Source organism: Nocardia noduli (assembly GCF_019038455.1).
Taxonomy (GTDB): domain Bacteria; phylum Actinomycetota; class Actinomycetes; order Mycobacteriales; family Mycobacteriaceae; genus Nocardia; species Nocardia noduli.
Genome location: NZ_JAFMPL010000046.1, coordinates 17,774 through 34,288 on the forward strand (window position 1 = coordinate 17,774; position 16,515 = coordinate 34,288).

Genomic DNA, 16,515 nt, shown 5'->3' on the forward strand with positions numbered 1-16,515 from the left:
TCAATGTCAAAACTTGGAGGCGGCGGTGACAGATAACACAGGTGAGGTGCCGGAGTCGGCACCACTACTCGAATCGATGGATTCCGGTGTCCTGACGCTCACCTTGAATCGGCCCGCCCAGCGCAACGCGCTGTCACTCGAGATGCTGGACATGCTCGCGGAAGCCTTGGACAGGGCCGCCGAGAACGACCGCGTCCACGTCGTGGTGCTGACCGGTTCCGGCCGAGGATTCTGCGCGGGCGGCGACATCAAGACATTGGCGCGCGGGGAGAGCATATTCGGCCCCGTCGATGATCGTGACGGCCGAATCGCACGGCAGATCTCGAGCCAACGCGCCACCTCGGTGCGCCTGTGGGACTTTCCCAAACCGACAGTCGCGGCACTCAACGGACATGCCGTCGGAGCGGGCATGGCACTCGCCCTCGCCTGCGACCTGCGGTATTCCACCGAATCCGCTGAACTCCGTCCAGGATTCTCGGCGGTGGGACTGGCCGGAGATTTCGGCGCGACCTGGCTGCTGAACAGACTCGTCGGTCGATCGCGCGCCCAGGAGTTGCTGTACTTCGCCGAGCCGATCTCCTCGCGGCGGGGGGTCGATCTCGGCCTGGTGAACGCCGTGTTCGCCGACGGCGACTTCACCACGGGTGTGCGGAAGCGCGTCGAGGCGCTCACCGAACGCTCGCGGCCGGCGCTGGAGGCGATCAAGAGCAACATCGCGGTGGCGAACCGCGCCGATCTCGCCACCGCCGCGGACGCCGAAGTGCACTGGCATGTCCGGCTACTGGAAACCCCGCAACATCGCGCCGCCATCGATCAGATTCTGTCCGGGCGCGGCTGATATCCACGCGATCAGCTGTCCGGCCGCTGTCGTATCGACAGGGAGCGGATCGCACCGAGGAGGTGCCCGGCCGATTCGCTGCCGGGCACCGGTTTCACGATTCCGCTCGGTGATCGACTAGCAATCGTCGAGGATCTCGCGGAAGAGTCGGATATCGCGCACGGGGTCGTCGCCCACCGGCTGCACCTGGATGACAGTCACCCCGTGCTCTCGGTAGGCGGCGAGCCGATCTTTCAGATAACTCTTGTCACCGATCAACGATGTTCCCTCCAGCAGCGCATCGGGCAACTTCGCCGCCGCTTCTTCACGATGACCGGCCAGGTACAGGTCCTGAACCTCACGCGCTTCCGCTTCGAAACCGTATTTGCGGACAACGGTGTTGTAGAAGTTCTTGTCCCGGGCGCCCATTCCCCCGACGTAGAGCGCCAGGTGATCTCGATCGAGTTCGCGCTTGTGGACGACGTCGGACCCGACGGCCATCGGGCCACCCGCAACGATCTCGAGCCGACCGAGTTCAGTCGAGCGTTTCGCCGCTCCTCGTGCCATCGGCTCACCCCATACGGCGTCGGCGCGCTCCGGGATGTACAGGAACGGCACCCAGCCCTCGGCCAACTCCGCTGCCAGCTCGGTGTTGGCCGGGCCGAGCGCGGCCACATACAGCGGGATCCGGGAACGCAGGGGCGCGTCGACGATCTTGAGGGGCTTCCCGAGTCCGGTGCCGCCCTGCAGTGGGATGCGGTAGCGGGCCCCGTCGTGTTGCAGACGTTCCCGGCGCCAGACCTTGCGGCAGATCTCGATCACGTCGCGGGTCCGACCGAGCGGCGCGTCGTAGACGACCCCGTGCCAGCCTTCGACGACCTGGGGGCCGCTGACACCGAGCCCGAGAGTGAACCGTCCCTTGGACACCCGATCGAGCCCCGCCGCTGTCATCGCGGTCAGGGCGGGGGTGCGCGAGAAGATGGGCAGAACCTGTGCCATCAACTCGACGCGATCGGTGATCGCGGCGAGGTAGCCTAGCCAACTGATCGCGTCGACTCCGTACGCCTCGGGGACGGCGAGGATATCCACTCCCGCGTCCTCGTAAGTGCGTGCGAGCTGCGCTGCCTCGTCGACATCGGTACTCGACGGGAGCATGACTGCCAATCGGAGTGCGGGCACGATGATTTCACCTCGGTTCGAAGTCGCCGCGAACCGGCCTCGGGCCTGCGGCGTGGGAAATTGGACGCCCGCACGACCGGGCGGATGTTCTCTCGGTGGGTCAGCGGGCGCTCGGCAGCCGCAGCCGCCGCTTGCCGATGATGTTGCGCATCACTTCCGAACTGCCGCCTGAGATCGTCAACGCACGCGACCACAGCCACGCGTCCTGGAGCCGTTGGGCCGCGCCCGCGGCAGTGGCGGGCAGCGGTTGATGGGCGGTGGCGATCTCGACACCGAATCGCGCGATGCGGTTGTATGTCTCGCTGTACAGGATTTTCGCGATCGGAGCCTCGGCTTCACCCTCGACGCCCGCGAGCGCCCGGGTGATATGCGAATCCAGGAAGCATTTCGCGGCGGCGAACTGCGATATCAGATCGGTGATCCGCGCTGCGATGTCGGCGCGATCGATCAGTCTGTCCCCGTCCGCACCGACGTTCTCGGCGACCGTGCGGACATCGGTCAGCAGGAGTTCGAGCAGTACGACATTGGCGCCGACCGTGAAACGCTCGAGGTCGAGACCGGACATCGCCACCGACCAGCCCCGCCCGACCTCGCCGACGACCTGCTCCGGCGCGAGTACCACTCCGTCGAGGAAGACGTCGTTGAATTCGTAGGCGCCCCCGATCGTCGGTTTGGGCCGGACCTCGAGGCCCGGCGAGTCCATCGGCACGATGAAGGCGGTGATTCCGGCGTGCCGTTTCGTCTCCGTCGACGTCCGCAGCAGCGCGAGACCGAATTGCGCCCAATGTCCGTCGGTGGTCCAGGTCTTCTGGCCGGCGAGCACCCAACTGCCGTCTTCGCGCCGGGTAGCACGGGCTGTGATTCCCGCCAGATCACTTCCCGCGCCGGGCTCGCTGAACAATTGGCACCAGATATCTCGTCCCTCGCGAATGGGGGCAAGGTGTTTGCGCTTCTGCTCGTCGGTCCCGAATTCCAGCAGCACGTGGCTCGCCAGTCCGACCTGATCGATCGGCCGCGGCGCACGCGCGCGGATCAATTCCTCGGTCAGCACGAGATCCTGGCGAGGTTCCCAATCCTCGCGACCGCCCCACACCGATGGCCAACTGGCACCGAGCAACCCCTCGTCGTACAGGGTTCTGTACCAATCGCGCAGTGCGCGTTCCTGTTCCGGCGATTCCGGGGCGCGGTGTCCTTCGCGGGCCTCGTGCGGGCGGTGCCGGGCGATCACCTCGCGAACCCGGTGACGGAAGTCGGCCGGATCGCTGCCGTCATCGGTCCGTGCGGTCAGCGCACCGAGGAGGGCGACGACGTCGGTATTCGTGGGATGTTGCGCCGCGTTGACGAGAACCCTGCGCATCGCGTGATGCAGACGCCATTCCCAAGTGAATCCGATGCCGCCCGCGAGTTGGATGCAGTCGTCGAGCGCGGCGGCGCACCGACGCGCGAGATAGCCGTGCGCGAGTTCGACCAACTGCTCGGCGTGCGGCTCCCCCGCGGCGAGGGATGCCGCCGCGCTGCTGGTCAAGGCGTCGGCGGCTTCGATGAGCACCGCGAGATCGGCGAGCCGATGGGCGATCACCTGGAAGGAAGCCAACGGCTGGCCGAAGGCATCGCGGCCGGTCAGATGTTCGGTGAGCAGTTCGACGCTGCCGGAGAGCGCACCGACGCTGTCGGCACACAGCAGCAGGACCAGAGCGGCGCGCAATCTGCGCGTGTCCTCGGGGGTGAGAGTTTCACCTGCCGCGCCGTCGAGGGTGATGAAGGCCAGTTCCCTCGTGGTGTCGAGCCCGTCCGCCACCTCCTCGACCGTGAGGGTCGAAGCGTTCGGCACCACGAAGAGATCGGACGTGCCCGAGATCAGCAGAACCTCGGGACGGGCGGCCCCGACGACAGAGACTCTGCCCGAGATCGCGTTCGCGCGGGCCAGCGCGGCGGCACTGGTCCCGGCGAGCAACTCACGAACCGGCGCGACATCGTCCGATACCGCGGCGACAGCGGCGGCGGCCACCGCTGTCACGGCCCACGGTGTCCGGCTCAGCGCGCGGCCGCACTCCTTGGCGACCACCGACGCCTCCACTACCCTCCACCCGTCGCCGTCACTCGACTCGGGAGTCAACAGGCCGGTGAACCCGAGTTCTCCGAGTTCCTCGAGCCCGGCGTTGGATTCGAAGACCTTCCTCGCCGTGGTCTCCAATAGCCGGAGTTCTTCGCGATCGAGAGCTTGCGCGCTACCGCTCATGGGTTTCCGTGGTCCTTCTGTCTGACTGGCTGGTTGACTATCGGCTCAGGACCGACACCGCGGCGACACCGGGTGCCCCGTAGAGCTGGGCCACCCCCACCGAGGGGGTTCCCTCGACCTGTCGCTCCCCGGCGCGGCCCCGCATCTGGATGACCAGTTCGTAGACCTGCCGCAGGCCAGACGCGCCGACCGGCTCGCCGTTGGCGATCAGACCACCGTCGGTATTCACCGGCAATGATCCCCGCAACGAGGTCACTCCCCGCGCGATGAGATCGTTCTGCTCCCCGTCGGCGCACAAGCCGACCTCGGCCATATGGATGACCTCGGCGCCGGCGTCGGTGTCCTGTAACTGGGCGATCCGCACGTCTTCGGGTCCGATACCGGCGATCTCGTAGGCCGCCCGCGCGGCGTCGACGGTCGGGGCCGGGATGTTGTCTGTGGACGTCGCCGGAGTGTGTACCTCGTAGGCGCCGAAACGGCGGGTCCGGGTGACAACGCTGCGGAGATAGATCGGAGTGTCGGTGTACTTGTGCGCGATCGACGCGTCGCAGACGACCGCCGCGGCGGCACCTTCGTCCGGGCTGCAGAACATGTACTGGGTGAGCGGATGATTGATCATCCGCGATCCCAGTATCTCCTCGACGCTCAACGGCTTACGGCGGTGCGCGTTGGGATTGAGCACCCCGTTCTGGTAGTTCTTGGCCGCGACCGTGGCGAGTGTCTCGGGGGTGATGCCGTGATCGTGCATGTACCGGTTGATCTTCATACCGAAGAATTTCGTGGTGAGGAACAATCCGAGTTCGCCGTACCAGGCTGGACACCCGTAGTCGGTGGGGTCGGAGGTGAAGGCGCCGCCCTCGTGCTTGTCGAGTCCGACCACGAGCCCGAGGCCGTGCTCACCGAGTTTGATCGTCTGACTGGCGACCGCCAGTGCGCTGCCCGCGGTGGCACAGCCGTTGTAGACATTCGTGAAGGGAATCCCGGTCACGCCGAGCTGGGCGACCACGGCATCGGGCTGGTCGACCTCGAAGCTGCCGCCGACTGCGAATTGGATATCCGGCCAGGTGACCCCCGCGTCGGCGAGGGCCATACGCGCGGCGTACGCGCCCATCTCCAGTGCCGGTTTACCGGGGAAGCGGCCGAAGGGATGCAGGCCGACCCCGATGATCGCGACGTCAGGCATTGGTGACCTCCATGGTTTCCGCGGCGTCGCCCGCGGGCTCGAATGCGAAAGTGACGATCGTGTCGCCCGATTCCTCCTCGCGGAAGGGAATCACGGTCAGACGTAGGGGCATCCCGATCTCGAGATCCTGCTCGGTGACATTGCTCAGCAGGCTCTCGACCCTGATCTTGCCGCCGATCTCGACCAATCCGACATACCAGGTGTCGGTGCCGCCGCCGAGCAGATTGCCGGAGAAGGGCGCCTTGGGACGGAAACCCTGAGACGTCCAGGACCAGAGGATGCCTTCACGTTCCAGCAGTTCTTTTCCGATCGCGGTCCGGCCGCACCGCGGGCAGCTGTCCCGGAATGGGAACGCCACGGTATCGCAATCCGAGCAACGCCCGGCGATGAGCGAAGGGCTCTCGGCAGGCCAGGTGAACAGATCCTCGGCAATGGGTTTCCGGCTCTCCATGAGCGCGCCTTTCTCACCGGTATGCGCCGTGCGCTCATCCGGGAACTGTCGTCGGAACTGGCGGCGAACTCCGTGTTCTCGTTCGCCTTGTGCAAGCAGTTATCCAAATTCTACACTGACGTCGAAATCAATGAAAGTGGCACACGAACAGTGGAGGATTCTTGGGTACCGACGGCGTCTACGCCCGCGTGCACGAATCGAGTCTCCGCGACTTCGTCGACCGGTTCCGCGACTGGATGGCGGCAAGCGAATCCGATCTCGCTCCCCTGCTACCCGCCTGCGCGGACTACGACGCGCGCGTCGATAAGGCACGGCGACTTCGCGAACTTCTCTACGAGGCGGGTTGGGGTCGCATCGGATGGCCGGAGGAGGCCGGGGGTCACGGTGGCACGATCCTGCACCGCGCCGCGATGTACGACGAACTCTTCCGCGCCGGGTGGGGTGGCCCGACCGTCTTCGAACATCTCGAGATCGTCGCGCCGACCTTGGTCCGTTACGCCGACCCCGAATTCACGCGCGCGGTCCTGCCCACCTTCCTGGAAGGCAGCGAGTCGTGGGCGCAAGGGTTTTCGGAGCCGGAAGCGGGGTCGGACCTCGCTTCACTGCGGACACGCGCCGAATTCGACGGTACCGATTGGATAGTGAACGGCGCCAAGATCTGGACCAGCTGGGTGAAGTACGCGCGGTGGTGTCTGGCACTGGTACGTACCGGCACTCCCGAGGAGCGTCATCGCGGATTGACCATGATGGCGATCGACCTGCGCGCACCCGGCGTCACCGCGCGCCCGATTCGCCAGGCCAACGGCAACGACGAACTGGGCGAGGTGACCTTCGACGGAGTCCGCGTTCCACCGCATCAGATAGTCGGCGAGGTCGGCGGAGGCTGGCGCGCATCGATGTATCTGCTGGCCCATGAACGAGGCACGCTGTCGTGGGTGCGGCATCTCGGTTTCCGCGAGAACCTGAAGTCCTCGTCGAAATCGATGAGCGAGAACTCTGATCGGCAGGTCGGTGAGGCCGCGCTGCAGTTGCTCGGGGTGCGTTCCACGGCGATCAACCTGCTCGCGCGCGAGGCGAGCGAGCAGGAACTAGGCCCGGATTCGGCGTTCAACAAGCTGCTTACCACACGCACCGAGCAGACCGTATACAACGCCCTGCGCGATATCGACAGCGCACGCGTGGCATTCCCGCACGATTCCGACGAAGACTCGGTTCTCCAGCAGGAGTACCTGTTCTCACGGATCGTCACGATCTACGGAGGATCTCAACAAATGCAGTTGATGACCATCGCACGTCATATCTTGGGACTCGGAAATGCTTGAGACACTTCGGCCACACGAGTATGTCGCCTTTCGGGAAGCGGCGCTGCCGATTTTCGGTCGCCTCGACGGCGACGCTGCGGTCGAGGCGTTCGGACTGGACGAATTGCTCGTGCCACATTCCGGCCAGGGCGATCCGCGGCCCGTCCTGGCCTTTCTCGAGGCCCAGGGCTACCACGGCGGCCGGACCGATGTCCTCGGCCGGTTCGCGCTGACAGGCCCGCGACCGGCGTGGGGCGGAGTTTCCGACGAACGTCGCGTTGTCGCCGGATTCTCTTTGAGCACAACACGATTCGTTGTTCCTGGAGCAACCGCGCGAACCGATGCGGTCGCCGATATCCCCGGCACCGGACTCGTCCTTGTCACGGATCCGTTCGGCGCGGGCCATCCCGCGGACGAGGCCGATGACTATCTGACGATCATCGATCTCACAACCAACCCCGGCACCGTCCTCGCGCCCGAACCTCTCGCCTCCGAGTTCCGCGCCGATCTCCTGGCGCGCGCCCGGCTCGGCGCGGCCGCCGAGATCCTCGGCGTGTGCGACCGCCTACTCGACGACGCGGTCGCCTACGTGCAAACCCGCCGACAGTTCGGGCAATCCATCGGAAGCTACCAGGCGATCCAGCACATCCTCGCCTGGGCGGCCGCCGACCGATACCAATTGGCGTGTTTGTTCGATCAGGCGGTGCAGCGCGCCGTCGACGGCGAACTCGATGCCGCACTGGCGCGAGCGGTGAAGGCGATGGCCGGACGCGTCGGGCACACCGTGGTCCAGGCGATTACCCAGGTGACCGGCGCGATCAGCTTCACGTGGGAATACTCGGTGAACCAACTGCACCGCAGAGTTCTCACCCTCGACTCCGTCGCGGGATCGTCAGCCGATCTGGTCGCGGCCATCGGGCGTGAGCTCCGCACCGGAAACGACAGCACCGAACTGCTCGAACTCATGGATCTGGTGTGAAGGCGTCTCGATCACGAACGGCGCTGTAGCAGCACCGCCTGCTGGATACCGGCCACGGGGCCGTGCTGGTCGAACAGGGTGCCGATCGTCGCGCCGACCCCGTCGGGTCCATAGCCCACATCGGCACGGATCCCGATCCACTCCCCCTCCGGTACCCGGTAGAGGTGGATGGTGATGTCGGTATTGAGGAAGGTCCACCGACGGATGTCGGCTTTCGAGCCGACTCCGTTGGCATTGTCGGCCACCGCGAACAGCTTCTGCAGCGGTGACATCTTCTCTCCGTGGACGAGATCGACCGTCGATCGAAGCCAGGACTCGCCCTCGCCCTCGCTGTCGTTGGGCTTCGTCAGCCATCGCCAGTCGAGAGTGCTGACATAGCCGGTGGTGAAGCGCTGGGTCCCGGCCCACGTCGCTGCTTCGACCACGGGACGCAACGGCTCATCGAAGGACCGCTGGATCTCGGTGGTGTCGGTCCGGCGCATACGCCAGGCGGATGCGCGCGCCACCGGGCGCAACTCGCCCGTGCGGTCCACCGAACTCATCACCGCCGCAAGCAATTCGATTTTCGACCCGGGACGTTCCACTCGCGCGGAGACCCATACCGGAGCCACCGGAACCGGGCCGAGCAATTCGACGACGATCCGGCTCAGGCGCGCATCCGGGCGAGGTTCGCAGTTCTCCAGCGCGCGTACGAGCAGGGCGCAGGGTGGAGCACCGTGCTGCATATCACCCCAGGTACCTCGGGTCAGATCAGCCGATGAAAGATGTTCACCGTGCTCGCCTGTTTCCAGCAGTTCATAGTACGCATCGCCCATCAGTGATACCTCTCGGAATGTAGATCGTTCTGCACCAAGGCATCTCACGTACACCCGGTGGCGGCATCGCCCGATCCGAAGCTAGGATTCTCGCCGAATACTATCAAGAACTCGATTCTAGTTTTCGGTCCCGCCGTCGGCGCTCGTCACTATCAACGTCGCGAAGACCTCAGCCACTCTTCTTGCCTCCGGAAAGGTCCTGTTATAGGAGACGACACCCGTGGTGAGCGAACCGAGCAGCGACCACAGCATCGTCGCGGCATCGGCCGGATTCGGCACACCGAGCGCGGACAGGTCGCGAATGAACATCGCTCGCGCAGAGGCGATCACCTCTCCCAGGACCGGCTGGACGAGTTCGTCGCCGATCGAGTGGAGCAACACGTTGACCCTGAAGAATTCCGGATCGGCTTCGAAGGCATCGAGAGCCACCCGGATTCGCACCCGTACTCGCGACTCGGCCGGCAGATCGTCCAACGAGGACGAGAATCCACTGCTGGAGAACCAGTCACGGATCACTTCGGCGTAGAGAGCTTCCTTCGACGGAAAGTACCGATACAGGGTTCCAAGTGCGACATCCGCGTCCTGGGCCACGTTCGATACATGGATCTTCTCGTAGGGATTCGCACGCAGAGACTCCTTCGCGCAGTCCACGATCTGCTGTCTACGTCGCCTCTTGAACGCGGGCATCTCGGCGGACATCGCCACGCGCGCGCCAGTGTTGACTACGTGATCGCCCGCAGTGGGCGAGACCGGAGAACCGACGACGAGCCGGACGACCTGGTCCACGAGGTGGTGGGCATCGGCGAATGCGGCGCCGTGGTAGACGGCGGCCATCACGGCCGAGTGCACTATCGCTTGCATGATGATCGCGGCGTCGTGAGGTGTCACCCTGGTCAGATCAGCGAAATCGTCACGAAAATAGTGGTACGTACGTGCACCGACACTCGAGAGTTCGGCCTTCACCACGGCATCGGAACTCGAGAAGAGCGCGACGGCAAGGCGAAAGAACTGCTGACTGTCGGCGAAGGCGTCGATCTTGGAGTGCGCGCGCATCCTGGCCCGCTCGGGACCGGCGGCCGAGGTCGTCCTCAGGTCGTGCGCGTCCGACCACTCACGGAGCACGATCGAGTACAGCGCCTCCTTGGACGCGAAGTAGCGATACAGCGTCGCCTTCGCCAGACCTGCCGTACGCGCCACATCATCGATCTTGATCCGGTCGAACTCTCCGACGGCCAGGCATTCGAACGCGGCGTCCACGATCTGCTGACGGCGACCGCGCCGATGGACCAACTCGCCATCGAAACGAGGAACCTCGGTCTTGTCCGGACGCCCCGCACGCACCGAAGCCATCTTCACACCCTCCGTCTCGCAGCCCGGCGATTTGCTCGACGACCGCCCCCGGGCGAACCGGGGAATCCTCGACTTGGACACATGATATCCCTTCGATCCATCGAACAGGCCAGTCAGGCCCTTCCCAGGTCCACCAGAGGGTCGACACGGCGCTCGATGAATACGCGAGGGCGCGCGTAACCGCACGACGCATGCCCATTTACAGTTAACAATCAGCGACGTATTGAAATGAGAACCTAAGTCTTGTTAGTCTCTGTGAGCGGCATCACCGATTCACTCACTCGCAGGCCGGGCTCACGTCATTGCCCCGCTGCGCGGTCGCGCGATCAAGGAGACCCCATTGCCCTCCCTCGGAATGCTCATCGATGGCGAGATAGTCAGCGGCAAGGCCACTTTCGCCGTCGACGATCCTTCGACCGGTGAGCCGTTCGCAGAAGCGCCCGAGTGCACGGTCGAACTACTCGATCGCGCGATGCACGCCGCCCAGCAGTCGCTGACCTCGTGGCGGCTCGACGACGATTACCGCCGATCCGCTCTGCGGGCCGCCGCCCGGGCCGTCCAAGCCGACTCCGAGCGCATCGCCGCCCTGCTGACCGCCGAGCAGGGCAAACCACTGGCCGGGGCGCGGCTCGAGTTGCGCGGCGCGGCGTCGTGGTTCAACTATTTCGCGGACCTCGAGGTTCCCCGACAGGTCGTACAGGACGATGCCCGCGGTCACGCCGAGGTCATCCGCAGGCCGCTGGGCGTCGTCGCGGCGATCACACCGTGGAATTTCCCCATCGCACTCGCCTCCTGGAAGATCGCGCCGGCGTTGCGAGCGGGCAACACGATCGTACTCAAGCCCTCTCCGTACACTCCGCTGTCCACGCTCGCATTCGCCGAGGCGCTCGCGCGGGCACTGCCCCCCGGCGTGCTCAATGTCGTCACGGGCAGCGACCCGCTGGGAGCGATGATGGTCGCGCATCCGGTGCCCCGCAAGATCAGCTTCACCGGGTCGACGCCGACAGGAAAAGCGATCGCGGCGAGCGCGGCGACCGACCTGAAGCGGGTCACGCTCGAGTTGGGAGGGAACGACCCGGCGATTCTGCTCGATGACGTCGACCTCGTCACGGCCGCACCGCGCCTGTTCTGGGGGGCGTTCGACAACAACGGTCAAGTCTGTCTGGCCATCAAGCGTGTCTACGCACCGGAACGGATATACAACGATGTCGTCGATGCCCTCGCCGAATACGCCCGTGGTGTCCGCGTCGGCTCGGGCACAACGCCCGATGTGCAACTCGGCCCGATCTGCAATCTTCCCCAATACGAACGGGTTTCCGCACTGGTCGATGACGCCCTGAAATACAGTGCGCGGGCCGCGGCCGGAGGCGCGCCGATCGATCGGCCCGGGTACTTCTACGCGCCGACCATCCTGGCCGACATCGAGGACGGCGTCCGAGTCGTCGACGAAGAGCAGTTCGGCCCCGTGCTGCCGATCGTCGCCTATCGGGACATAGACACCGCCATCGCGCGAGCGAACAACTCCCCGTACGGACTCACAGCGTCGGTATGGTCCGCGGACACCGAGCATGCGCTGCAAGTCGGCGGACAACTCGACTGCGGCCAGGTGTCGATCAACGCACACGGCAGTGGCGTGCGACCCGACATGCCGTTCGGCGGCACCAAGTCGAGCGGGATCGGCGTCGAGAACGGCCCGTGGGGACTCGACGAATTCACCCAGTTCCAGGCGGTCACGGTCTCGGCCCGAACGGGCTGAGCACCACGGAGCCGCATCCACGTAACCACGACACCGCAGCCTGAAAAGAAAGATGATCATGGAGCTGTTCCGTACCAGCCATCCGTTCACGACCGATATCGACATCTCGTCGACCGCGTTCTGGGCTCAGCCGTTCGCCGAACGCGAGAAGTCCTTCGCCAGGCTCCGCGCCGAGGCGCCGGTCAGCTGGCATCCGCCCGCCGACTACCACTCACCGCACGACCAGCAGGGTTTCTGGGCGGTGACGAGCGCGGCCGACGTGACCACCGTCAGCACGAACAGCGAAGTGTTCCAATCGAAGTACGGCACCACCATGGACCCCGCGGATCCCGCCGGCGCGGCCGCCAGCTTCTTCCTCGGCATGGACCCGCCGGAACACACCCTCTACCGCGGGCTCGTGAACGCGGCCTTCACCCCGAAGCAGATCAAGGGCATCGAGGCCAGTATCGTCTCGAACTCCGAGGCCATCGTCGACGACCTGATAGGCGCGGGCGATATCGATTTCGTGGAGCACTGCTCGTCACGCCTGCCGATGGAGACCATCTCCGACATGGTCGGCGTTCCGAAATCCGAACGCAAGCGCGTTGCCCGCGCGGCGGAGAACCTCGTCGGCGGACTCGACGTCGCCGGACTGGAGGGTGAAGCGAAGCTCCTCAAACTCATGGAGGAGGCCGGCTATCTCTTCACCATCGCCAAGGATCTCGCGGTTTTCCGTCGCAAGAACCCCGGCGACGATCTGATGACGAATCTGGTCGAGGCCCGCATCGATGGGCAAGGTCTGACCGACGACCACATCGGCGCCTTCATGCTGCTCATGAGCGTGGCGGGTAACGACACCACCAAGCAGACCACGACCAGGACCATGCTGTCGCTGAGCGAGAACCCCACTCAGCGCGACTGGCTGATCGACAATCTGGACAGCGCGCTCGGCCAAGCGGTCGACGAATTCGTCCGGCACGCGACCCCGGTCATCCAGTTCTCGCGCACTGCGGCGGTGGACGTCGAACTCGGCGGACAGCAGATCGCCGCAGGCGACAAGGTCGTCATGTTCTACTGCTCCGGCAATCGCGACGAGACCGTCTTCCCCGATCCCAACGTGTTCGACGTGACCAGACCGCGCACCCGCCACGTCGGATTCGGCGGCGGCGGCGTGCACTACTGCCTCGGCCACAACGTCGCCAAGGTCCAGCTGCGCTCGATCATCGGCGAACTGCTCCGCCGTGTCCCGAAGATCGAGTTCGGCGAACCCGTCCAGTTGGTCAGCAACTTCATCAACGGCATCGAATCCCTTCCCGCGCGCATCAGCTGAACCTGTCCCGGCTCTCGCACACCGAATACCAAAGGAACGCCAGTGACCACGTCGCTCTCCGCCGTACTCCGCGACCCCGCGGCACCGTTCTCGATCGAGTCGATCCACCTCGACGACCCCGGTCCACTGGAAGCGCTGGTCCGCATCGTGGCCACCGGCTTCTGCCACACCGACCTGATCGGGCGCAGCGGACTGCTCGGCGAGCAGTTCCTGCCCGTGGTCCTGGGCCATGAAGGCGCGGGCATCGTCGAGAAGGTAGGGCTCGGCGTCACCTCCGTCGAGCCGGGTGACCACGTGGTGCTCAGCTTCGATTCGTGCGGCAATTGCACGGCCTGTCGCGGCGGACGCCCCACGGACTGTGAGGCATTCGAGGCACGCAACCTCGTCGGCCTGACGTCGGATGGCCGTCGCACAGCACACGACACCGCGGGCGAACCGGTCACCAACCGGTGGTTCGGGCAGTCTTCGTTCGGGCAATACGCGCTGGCGACCGAACGTAATCTGGTGAAGGTTCGCCGCGACGTCCCACTCGAGAAGCTCGGCCCGCTCGGATGCGGCGTACAGACCGGCGCGGGGTCGGTACTGAACGTGATGCGCCTGAGCGCGGGGCAGTCTCTGGCTGTTTTCGGTGCTGGGGCCGTGGGACTCTCGGCGATCATGGCGGCCAAACTCTCCGGCGCGGGCGAAATCGTGGCGGTCGATCTCAACCCGGAACGGCGGGCCCTCGCCCTGGAATTCGGCGCGACGCGTGCGGTCGACGGCGCGACAGACGATGTCGCGACGGCCGTTCGCGGCGATACGAGTGGACTCGACTTCAGTTTCGACACCACGGGCGTCGCCACGGTGATGGCCAACGCCGTCCGGGTCCTGCGCCGCCCCGGCACGTGTGTCCTCGTCGGATCCGGCATGGAAATGCTGACGCTGCACCCCTCTGAACTGACCGGCAAGTCGGTGACTTTCAACTACGAGGGCGGTGCCGTGCCGCAGAACTTCATCCCCCGCCTGATCGAGTTGTGGCAGCAAGGCGTTTTCCCGTTCGATCGGATGATCACCACCTACGATCTGTCCGACATCTCACGTGCCGAGGCCGATGCGGTCGCGGGAGCCGCGGTCAAACCGATCATCGTCATGCCCTGATCGAGTACCGCCCCAACTATCGCGAGGCAGCTATGTCGGATATGACCAGCCCGAAGTGGCCCAGCTCCCGAGGCGATGTGCACGTGCGGATCTGGTTGGCAGGCGTGGTCTTCGACTACGCCGCCGCCGCGGCGGCGGTACAGAACCTGATCCGCGATTGGCGGCATCATTGTTGGTACACGATAGAATTGGTCTGCGACGGCCTGGGGGATTTACAGCTACTGCCGCGCCTGCCGTGCGAGCGACTGTTCCTTGGGCCGTGACGACGGTTTCGTGGTCCGGCGGCACGGAATGATCGGCGCCCGCACTTCCCGCGACGATACCGATATCCGGACCGCGAACCCTTTCACATAGTGCAACGTCCCCGGCTCTCCTCGGAGAGCCGGGGACGTTGTCGGGTAAGGTCCCAGCGACGTCAGGACACCGAGTCGGCCGACTCTGTGCGAGCGTTCACCAGGGCGTCCCTAACCTGGTTGCGACGCATCTTCCCGGTAGCCGTACGCGGCAGAGTTGATTCGAAAACGATCGCGCGCGGCACCTTGGGACCCGCGAGCCCTTCCTTGCAGAAGGCGCGGATCTCCTCGGCGAGCGAATCACTCGCCGTAAAACCGGGATCGAGCTGAACAGCGGCCACGACATTCTGGCCCCACTCCTCGTCGGGCACCCCGACCACCGCGACATCAGCGACGGCCGGATGCTCCGCGAGCAACTGTTCGACCTCGGCCGGATAGACATTGACGCCACCGGTGATGATCAGGTCCACCCGCCGATCCTGGATGTAGAGGTAACCGTCCTCGTCCAGATAGCCCAGATCCCCGCAATTGATGAAACCGTCCGAGCTCACACTTTTCGCGGTCTTCTCCGTGTCGTTGTGATAGTCGAATGTGCCACCGAGAGACTTGAAGTGGATCGCCCCGCTGTCGCCGACCGCGGCGACTTCGCCGTTCTCGGCGAGGATGCGGATCGATTCCGGATCCGGTCGACCCACCGTTCCTGGACGTTCGAGCGCTTCCTGGGGACTCACACAACACACGAAACCTTCGGTGGCAGCGAAGGATTCCCACACCACAGGGCCGAAGTACTCGATCGCGCGCGCCTTGAGCGGCGGCGCGAACTTCGCACCCGCGACCAGGATCTGGCGCAGGCTGGACAGATCCAGTCCGGCGCGCAGATCCTCCGGCAGTGCCAGCATGCGATGGATATGCGTCGGCACCGCGTTGATCAGCGTCACCCCGTACTTCGGAATCGAACGCAAGACGTGTTCGGCGTCGAATTTATCGAGGACTACGACCGTGAAACCTCTGTTGAGCGCGTTCCACGTGTTCGCGCCGGGCGCGGCGTGGTAGCCCGGTGAAAACAGCATCGCGACACCGGGATCGCCCTCGACCCCGAATTTGGCGAGGAAGAACGCCGCGCCCGTCGCCAGAACCTCCGGTGAGATTCGCAGCAGGGCACGCCGGACACCCTTGGGCCGCCCCGTCGTGCCCGAGGTGTAATACATGAACGAACCGGCCATGCGCTCGTCGGGCGCATCGACGGCACCGGAATCACGCAACTCCGGGTACGGTCGCCAGCCGTCCACGGCATCGCCCTCGACAAAACGCCTATCGGCCGATATCGCACCGGTCGATTCGATGTTCCCCGCCAGATCGTCGGAGGCGACCAGCAGCTTCGCACCGGAGTCCCGCAAGATGTACTCGGCTTCCGCGCCGGTCAGATGAGTGCTGATCGGAACCACGAGCACGCCGAGTTGCAGTGCACCCGCGAAGAACTCCCATTGCGCGATGCCGTTGTTCTGCCAGCTGGCGACGGTGTCGCCCGGGCCGATCCCCATCGAGCGCAACTGGTTGGCGATGCTGTTCGCACGCCGCAGCAACTGCCCGAACGACACTGTCTCACCGGTGGTGTCGCTGATCAGCGCCGTCCGCTCGGGGTGATGTCTACCCCAAGCGTAGACACCGTTGTCGCGAAGACTCGGATCATCGTAAATGGGTTCCAC

General features: G+C 65.2%; 14 protein-coding genes and 1 pseudogene. 7 read left to right on the top strand and 8 right to left on the bottom strand.

What is annotated here, in order from left to right; genetic code table 11:
• The first annotated feature begins 25 nt into the window (after positions 1-25).
• Positions 26-838 (top strand): enoyl-CoA hydratase-related protein, encoded by an 813-nt coding sequence (locus tag JZ792_RS22960; RefSeq protein ID WP_216913195.1) that lies wholly within the window; start codon positions 26-28, stop codon positions 836-838.
• A gap of 117 nt (positions 839-955) precedes the next feature.
• Here the strand turns inward: JZ792_RS22960 and JZ792_RS22965 are convergent, their stop codons facing one another.
• The 5 genes and pseudogenes from JZ792_RS22965 to JZ792_RS22980 all read right to left on the bottom strand — a co-directional run bounded on the left by JZ792_RS22965 (position 956) and on the right by JZ792_RS22980 (position 5,869).
• Positions 956-1,972, bottom strand: a complete 1,017-nt coding sequence (locus JZ792_RS22965) for an LLM class F420-dependent oxidoreductase (protein ID WP_216913237.1) — start codon at positions 1,970-1,972, stop codon at positions 956-958.
• Positions 1,973-2,096: 124 nt separating this feature from the next.
• A complete protein-coding gene (locus JZ792_RS43525) occupies positions 2,097-3,353 on the bottom strand; it encodes an acyl-CoA dehydrogenase family protein (RefSeq protein ID WP_438804364.1) in 1,257 nt (418 codons plus the stop codon).
• Positions 3,345-4,235 (bottom strand): annotated as a pseudogene (locus JZ792_RS43530) (acyl-CoA dehydrogenase family protein); the annotation flags it as partial. The pseudogene JZ792_RS43530 and the gene JZ792_RS43525, both read right to left, overlap by 9 nt.
• Before the next feature lie 37 nt (positions 4,236-4,272).
• Positions 4,273-5,418: a thiolase family protein gene (locus tag JZ792_RS22975; protein WP_216913199.1), complete on the bottom strand. Its 1,146-nt coding sequence runs from the start codon at positions 5,416-5,418 to the stop codon at positions 4,273-4,275.
• Positions 5,411-5,869, bottom strand: a complete 459-nt coding sequence (locus tag JZ792_RS22980; protein WP_216913201.1) for a Zn-ribbon domain-containing OB-fold protein — start codon at positions 5,867-5,869, stop codon at positions 5,411-5,413. The genes JZ792_RS22975 and JZ792_RS22980 overlap by 8 nt, the downstream gene beginning before the upstream one ends.
• Before the next feature lie 161 nt (positions 5,870-6,030).
• On the opposite strand from JZ792_RS22980, the gene JZ792_RS22985 reads away from it, so the two are divergent.
• Together JZ792_RS22985 and JZ792_RS22990 are read left to right on the top strand one after the other, a co-directional pair.
• Positions 6,031-7,191 (top strand): acyl-CoA dehydrogenase family protein, encoded by a 1,161-nt coding sequence (locus JZ792_RS22985; protein WP_216913203.1) that lies wholly within the window; start codon positions 6,031-6,033, stop codon positions 7,189-7,191.
• Positions 7,184-8,149, top strand: coding sequence for an acyl-CoA dehydrogenase family protein (locus JZ792_RS22990; RefSeq protein ID WP_216913204.1), 966 nt, complete (start codon positions 7,184-7,186; stop codon positions 8,147-8,149). Before JZ792_RS22985 ends, JZ792_RS22990 begins: the two co-directional genes overlap by 8 nt.
• Positions 8,150-8,160: 11 nt before the next feature.
• Here the strand turns inward: JZ792_RS22990 and JZ792_RS22995 are convergent, their stop codons facing one another.
• The gene (locus tag JZ792_RS22995) at positions 8,161-8,964 is read right to left on the bottom strand and encodes a thioesterase family protein (RefSeq protein ID WP_216913205.1); all 804 of its coding nucleotides are present in this window, start codon (positions 8,962-8,964) and stop codon (positions 8,161-8,163) included.
• Between the two features lie 117 nt (positions 8,965-9,081).
• Positions 9,082-10,314, bottom strand: a complete 1,233-nt coding sequence (locus tag JZ792_RS23000; RefSeq protein ID WP_216913207.1) for a TetR/AcrR family transcriptional regulator — start codon at positions 10,312-10,314, stop codon at positions 9,082-9,084.
• 340 nt (positions 10,315-10,654) lie between these two features.
• On the opposite strand from JZ792_RS23000, the gene JZ792_RS23005 reads away from it, so the two are divergent.
• From JZ792_RS23005 to JZ792_RS23020, 4 genes are read left to right on the top strand one after another with little or no spacing between them, the layout of a single operon-like run.
• Complete coding sequence (locus tag JZ792_RS23005) at positions 10,655-12,070, top strand: aldehyde dehydrogenase family protein (RefSeq protein WP_254190195.1); 1,416 nt, start codon at positions 10,655-10,657, stop codon at positions 12,068-12,070.
• 58 nt (positions 12,071-12,128) lie between these two features.
• On the top strand, positions 12,129-13,379 hold the full coding sequence (locus JZ792_RS23010; protein WP_216913209.1) for a cytochrome P450: 1,251 nt from the start codon (positions 12,129-12,131) through the stop codon (positions 13,377-13,379).
• Between the two features lie 42 nt (positions 13,380-13,421).
• Complete coding sequence (locus JZ792_RS23015; protein WP_216913211.1) at positions 13,422-14,516, top strand: NAD(P)-dependent alcohol dehydrogenase; 1,095 nt, start codon at positions 13,422-13,424, stop codon at positions 14,514-14,516.
• 41 nt (positions 14,517-14,557) lie between these two features.
• Positions 14,558-14,779 (top strand): hypothetical protein, encoded by a 222-nt coding sequence (locus JZ792_RS23020; protein ID WP_216913212.1) that lies wholly within the window; start codon positions 14,558-14,560, stop codon positions 14,777-14,779.
• A gap of 152 nt (positions 14,780-14,931) precedes the next feature.
• Here JZ792_RS23020 and JZ792_RS23025 read toward each other — a convergent pair whose 3' ends face one another.
• Complete coding sequence (locus tag JZ792_RS23025) at positions 14,932-16,515, bottom strand: AMP-binding protein (RefSeq protein ID WP_216913213.1); 1,584 nt, start codon at positions 16,513-16,515, stop codon at positions 14,932-14,934.